Source organism: Olsenella uli, from assembly GCF_901212675.1.
In the GTDB taxonomy this organism is placed as follows: domain Bacteria; phylum Actinomycetota; class Coriobacteriia; order Coriobacteriales; family Atopobiaceae; genus Parolsenella; species Parolsenella uli_B.
Genome location: NZ_CAAKOQ010000006.1, coordinates 1 through 4570, shown reverse-complemented (window position 1 = coordinate 4570; position 4570 = coordinate 1). Strand labels below are relative to the sequence as shown.

Annotated in this window: 4 protein-coding genes; 1 reads left to right on the top strand and 3 read right to left on the bottom strand. The window is 66.9% G+C overall.

Annotated features, from left to right (window positions below; translation table 11 throughout):
* Positions 1-52: 52 nt before the first annotated feature.
* From EFAMC1_RS00480 to EFAMC1_RS00470, 3 genes are all read right to left on the bottom strand, one after another.
* The gene (locus tag EFAMC1_RS00480; protein ID WP_154052386.1) at positions 53-1525 is read right to left on the bottom strand and encodes an arylsulfatase; all 1473 of its coding nucleotides are present in this window, start codon (positions 1523-1525) and stop codon (positions 53-55) included.
* Positions 1526-1724: 199 nt separating this feature from the next.
* Positions 1725-2570 (bottom strand): PTS system mannose/fructose/sorbose family transporter subunit IID, encoded by an 846-nt coding sequence (locus tag EFAMC1_RS00475; protein WP_154052385.1) that lies wholly within the window; start codon positions 2568-2570, stop codon positions 1725-1727.
* A complete protein-coding gene (locus EFAMC1_RS00470) occupies positions 2557-3444 on the bottom strand; it encodes a PTS mannose/fructose/sorbose/N-acetylgalactosamine transporter subunit IIC (RefSeq protein ID WP_154052384.1) in 888 nt (295 codons plus the stop codon). Before EFAMC1_RS00470 ends, EFAMC1_RS00475 begins: the two co-directional genes overlap by 14 nt.
* Positions 3445-3879: 435 nt before the next feature.
* Between EFAMC1_RS00470 and EFAMC1_RS00465 the strand changes: the two genes are divergently transcribed.
* The gene (locus EFAMC1_RS00465; protein ID WP_154052383.1) at positions 3880-4527 is read left to right on the top strand and encodes a nitroreductase family protein; all 648 of its coding nucleotides are present in this window, start codon (positions 3880-3882) and stop codon (positions 4525-4527) included.
* Positions 4528-4570 lie beyond the last annotated feature (43 nt).

The following is a 4570-nucleotide window of genomic DNA, read 5'->3' as shown; positions in this document are numbered from 1 at the left end:
GTGCAAAACGAACACGTCCCCAAATGACCCCCAAATGACCCATGCGCCCCGCCTAGTGGCTCAGGACTTCCAGGACCTTGTCGACGATGTGGAGCCTGCCGTCCACCACGAAGCCCTCCTCGCGGCCCTCGAGCTCGTGTACGAGCAGCTCGCGCAGCTCGGCGATGCGCGCCTCGCGCGTGGGGTCGGCGATGAGGTCGTGCTCCTCGCGCGGGTCCGCGTCGAGGTCGAAGTAGTGCTCGACGCCGGACTGCGAGAACCAGACGTACTTGTCGTGCGGCGTTACGATCCACTGGTTGGACTGCTCGAAGGTGAACGCGTGGCCGCCGTGCACGTAGGGGCGCTCGATCTGCTCGCCCTTGAGCACCTCGCCGGCGAGCGACGCGCCGTCCACGCCCTCGGGCACCTCCACGCCGCAGAGGTCGAGCAGGGTGGGCATCACGTCCATGAGCTCCACCACGCTCTCGGAGCGGTGCGGCGTGGTGACCGCCACGTTCTTGCCCACGCGCACGATGAGCGGCACGCGCGTGGAGCCCTCGTAGGGGAGGAGCTTGCGGAAGCTCGCGTGGTCGAAGAGCATCTCGCCGTGGTCGGCCACGAACAGGATGATCGTGTCGTTGAACGAGCCGTCGCGCTTGAGCGCCGTGATGAGCCGGCCGATCTGGTGGTCGACGTGCGTGATGCAGGCGTAGTAGCCGGCCATGGCCTCGTGGCGAAGCGTGGCGTCGCGGCAGCCGTGCACGCTGTTGGTGACCCAGCCGTCGCGCTCGCCGGCCGCGTCGTCGTCCCAGTCGCCGTGGGCGGGCTCGCGCAGGTCGCGCTCGTTGTAGAGGTCGAAGTAGGAGCGCGGGGCGTCGAGCGGCGGGTGCGGGCGCACGTAGCTCGCCATGCAGAAGAAGGGGCGGGTTCGGTCGCGCGTCTCGAGGAAGCGGATCGTCTCGTCGGTCACCCAGTTGGTGGGGTGCAGGCTCTCGTCGTAGAGCCAGGGGTGATAGACCCACGAGTTGCACTCGGGGCCGGAGCTGTCCACCCACACGGGGTGATTGACGTGCTCGCGAAGGAAGCGCAGGTAGTCGTCGTGGACGTCCTGGTGCATCCAGTGGGGGATGTCTGAGCCCTGGTAGCAGCCGAGGTAGCCGTCGTGCAGGCGCAGGGTCTCGAAGCCGCAGGCAAGGCGGGGCGGGTGCACGTGCAGCTTGCCGAGGCAGGCCGTCTGGTAGCCGGCGTTGGTGAACTCCTGCGGCATCATGTGCGGGAAGTCCCAGGTCACGCCGTCGCGGTAGCCCACGCGCCCGGTGTGCGCCGGCGTCTTGCCCGTGAACAGCGTGGCGCGCGCCGGCACGCAGGTGGGACAGGCGCTGTAGGCGTTGTCGAAGAACGCGCCCTGCGCCGCGATGGTGTCGAGGTTGGGGGTCTTCACGTCCGGATGGCCGGCAAAGCCCAGGCAGTCGCCGCGCAGCTGGTCGCACATGACGAGCAGCACGTTGGGGCGCTGGGGTTTCTCGGGAAGGTCGAGGTTGGGCATGGCATCTCCTGTGGGTGGTCTGTGTGGGTGCGGGCTGGGCAGGGCCCGGGGAGTGGGGCGGGTTCGCGGCCTTGGGAAACGTCGCGGCTGCGCGAGATCCCGCTCCCAAAAGTGAACTTGCTCTAACTTTGGTACATGCCCAAAAAAGGCAGCCGCCACGCGTGGGGCGCGACGGCTGCCGACGGGAAAGGTGGTCGACCTAGCCCTTGGCGATGATCCCGAGGGCGGAGAGGGCGACGGCGGCGACGAGCACGATGAAGATGGCCTTCGTGGACGTCATGCCCTTGCGGCCGAGCATCCAGTAGATGACGGCCACGATGCCGGCGGGAAGCAGGCCGGGCAGTACCGTGTTGAGCGTGTTCTGCAGGTTGATGGTGGCGCCTGCGACGCTCGGGTTCACCGTGAACACCACGTTCAGGTTGGAGGCGATGAGCGAGCCGATCATAAACACGCCGAGGATGCCGGCGGACTCGGTGATGGCCGAGAGCTTGTCCTTCATCGTGGTGACGAGCGACACGCCGGTCTTGTAGGCAAACGGCAGCTGCCACCAGCGGAACAGGCCCGTGGCCACGCACTCGATGGCCCAGAAGATGACGCCGAGGGCGTTGCCGCTCACGGCCATCGAGGCGGCGATGGCGCCGAAGATCGTGGGCAGCAGCGACCCGAAGAGGGCGTCGCCCACGGAGGCGAACGGGCCCATGAGGCCGGTCTTGAGACCGACCACGGCCTCCTCGCCCTCCGTGCCCTGCTCCTCCTGGATGGCCATGTCGATGCCGAAGACGAAGTTGATGAAGAAGTTGGAAGTGTTCATCAGCTGGTTCTCGGTGCGCATCATCTGACGCAGCTCGGGCGAGCCGTCACCGTAGAGCTTGCGCATGAGGGGCAGCATGCAGTAGAGGTAGCCCGAGCCCTGCATGCGCTCGTAGTTCCAGCCAAGCTGGAAGCCAAAGAGGCTGCGACGGTTGATCTGGTTGAGGTCGGCCTTGGTGATCTTGTAGGAGCCGTGCTGCGTGGTGCTCGCGGCGGTGTCCTTAGAGCTCGTCATCGTCGTCCTCCTCGGTGTCGGCGGTGGTCTGGGCGGGCACGGCCTTGTTCGAGGTGGTGCCGGTGATGCTCTTGTAGTGGTTCACGGCCAGGAACAGGCCCACGAGCGCTATGCCCAGCATCGGCAGGTTGATAAAGGCGCCAGAGAAGCCGTCGACGGTGCTGGCCACGGCGGTGCCGATCTTCTTGACGTTGGTGAAGAGGTAGCTGAAGAAGATGGTGACCACGAAGCCGAGGATGAGGTAGTTGAAGTGCTGCTTGGTGGGCAGGTAGCGAAGCAGGATGGCGAAGCCCACGGCGGGCATGACCGCGCCGGCGACGCCGAGGCCCGTGCCGAGCCACTTGAGCGGGCCGTTCAGGACCTCCATGAGCGACTGCACGACGCCCTGGCCGAAGATGAGGGCCAGCGCCACGGGCAGGATGCGCGAGAGGGCCCAGGGGATGGCGCCGTAGAGGAAGTTGCGCTCGATGCCGGCGTAGTCGTCCTTCTCGATGAGGCTGTCAATGCGCTGCTGGAAGAAGGCGTTGCAGAAGCGACCGAGCACGTCGGCCGTGGTGAGGATGGCCGCGACGGGCACCGCGATGGCCGCGAGCGCCTGCGAGGGGTCCATGCCCAGTGCCACGGAGAACGCCGTTGCCAGGATGGCGCCCGAGTTGGCGTCGATGTGGCTGGAGCCGCCGAAGGTGCCGATGCCCAGCACCGTGAGCTGCATGCTGCCACCGATGAACAGGCCCGTCACCGGGTCGCCCATGATGATGCCGGCCATCATGCCGGTGAACACGGGCTGGTTGGCCGTCTGGAACCAGTTCTGGCCGCAGACGACGGTGAACGCTGCCACGATTGACAGCAAGACGATCTGCAAAGGTCCGATCATGTCTCTCCTCTTCCTTCCCTTGCCTTGGACGCGTCGGCGTGCCTGCCGCCGTATATAACTATATGTTGAGCTGTGGTCGTGCGAGAACGGCTGAAAACGTTGTCGTCTGTGCTGTCTGCGCGGTGTCTGGCTGGGCGATGGGCTTTGGCGGCAGTCCCTGGTCGTCCCTTTCCTCAACTGTATATAACTATATATACAGTTGTTTCGAGCGGGCTGACGGAGGGTTGCGTGTCCGTCAACGGTTGGTTTCCGTCGGCAGACGGCGGCACGTCATGCGGGGGGGGGTATCTCGCCTGCCATGACTTGCGCCGGTATGCCCAGGTCGTGCGGCTGGGGTCGCAGGTGGTGACGGCGTACTGCGGGGCCGCGCCCGTCGGCCTATCATGGGGCCTGTCTGTGACGACAGATGCGGCGTGGCCGCAGGAGGGGAGTGGCATGAGCGACTTTGATGAGCTCGCCGAGCGGGCCGAGGGGGACTTTGACCTGGGGGACTTTGCGCGCGCGGTGCGGGCATGCCGGAGCTTCCGGCGCTTCGACGAGGGCGAGCCCATCCCGCCCACCCTGCTCGTGGCGCTCGTCGACCTTGCGCGCGACGTGGCGAGCGGTGCCAACCGGCTGCCCCTGCGCTATCGCATCGTGACCGAGGCAAGCGAGCGTGAAAGCGTGTTCTCGCAGCTCAAGTGGGCCGGCGCGCTCAAGGACTGGGACGGTCCGGCCGCTGGCGAGCGCCCGACGGGCTACATCGTGGTGTGCGACGCGGGCGGCGGTGCCACGACGGCGGTTGACGAGGGCATCGCCGCGCAGACCATCCTGCTCGCGGCCACGCAGGCCGGCTTTGGCGGCTGTATGCTGCGCGCGTTCAACCACTCGGCGGTGGAGGCTGCGTTGGGCCTCGAGGCTGAGGCCCGCGAGCGCAACCTCGCGCAGCTCAAGCCCCTCATGGTCATCGCGCTCGGCCGTCCGGCCGAGACAGTGCGCCTGGAGCCGCTCGAGGCGTCGCCGGACGGCTCCACCAACTACTGGCGAGACGACGCGAGCGTGCACCACGTGCCCAAGCGCTCGCTCGAGGACGTGCTGCTGTAAGGGTGCGGTTGGGGGTGCAGTTGGGGACGTGTTCGTTCTGCAC

What these genes read in the sequence shown, in the direction of transcription:
- EFAMC1_RS00480 (WP_154052386.1), bottom strand. Translation starts at nt 1,525, where the DNA reads ATGCCCAACCTCGACCTTCCCGAGAAACCCCAGCGCCCCAACGTGCTG.
- EFAMC1_RS00475 (WP_154052385.1), bottom strand. Translation starts at nt 2,570, where the DNA reads ATGACGAGCTCTAAGGACACCGCCGCGAGCACCACGCAGCACGGCTCC.
- EFAMC1_RS00470 (WP_154052384.1), bottom strand. Translation starts at nt 3,444, where the DNA reads ATGATCGGACCTTTGCAGATCGTCTTGCTGTCAATCGTGGCAGCGTTC.
- EFAMC1_RS00465 (WP_154052383.1), top strand. Translation starts at nt 3,880, where the DNA reads ATGAGCGACTTTGATGAGCTCGCCGAGCGGGCCGAGGGGGACTTTGAC.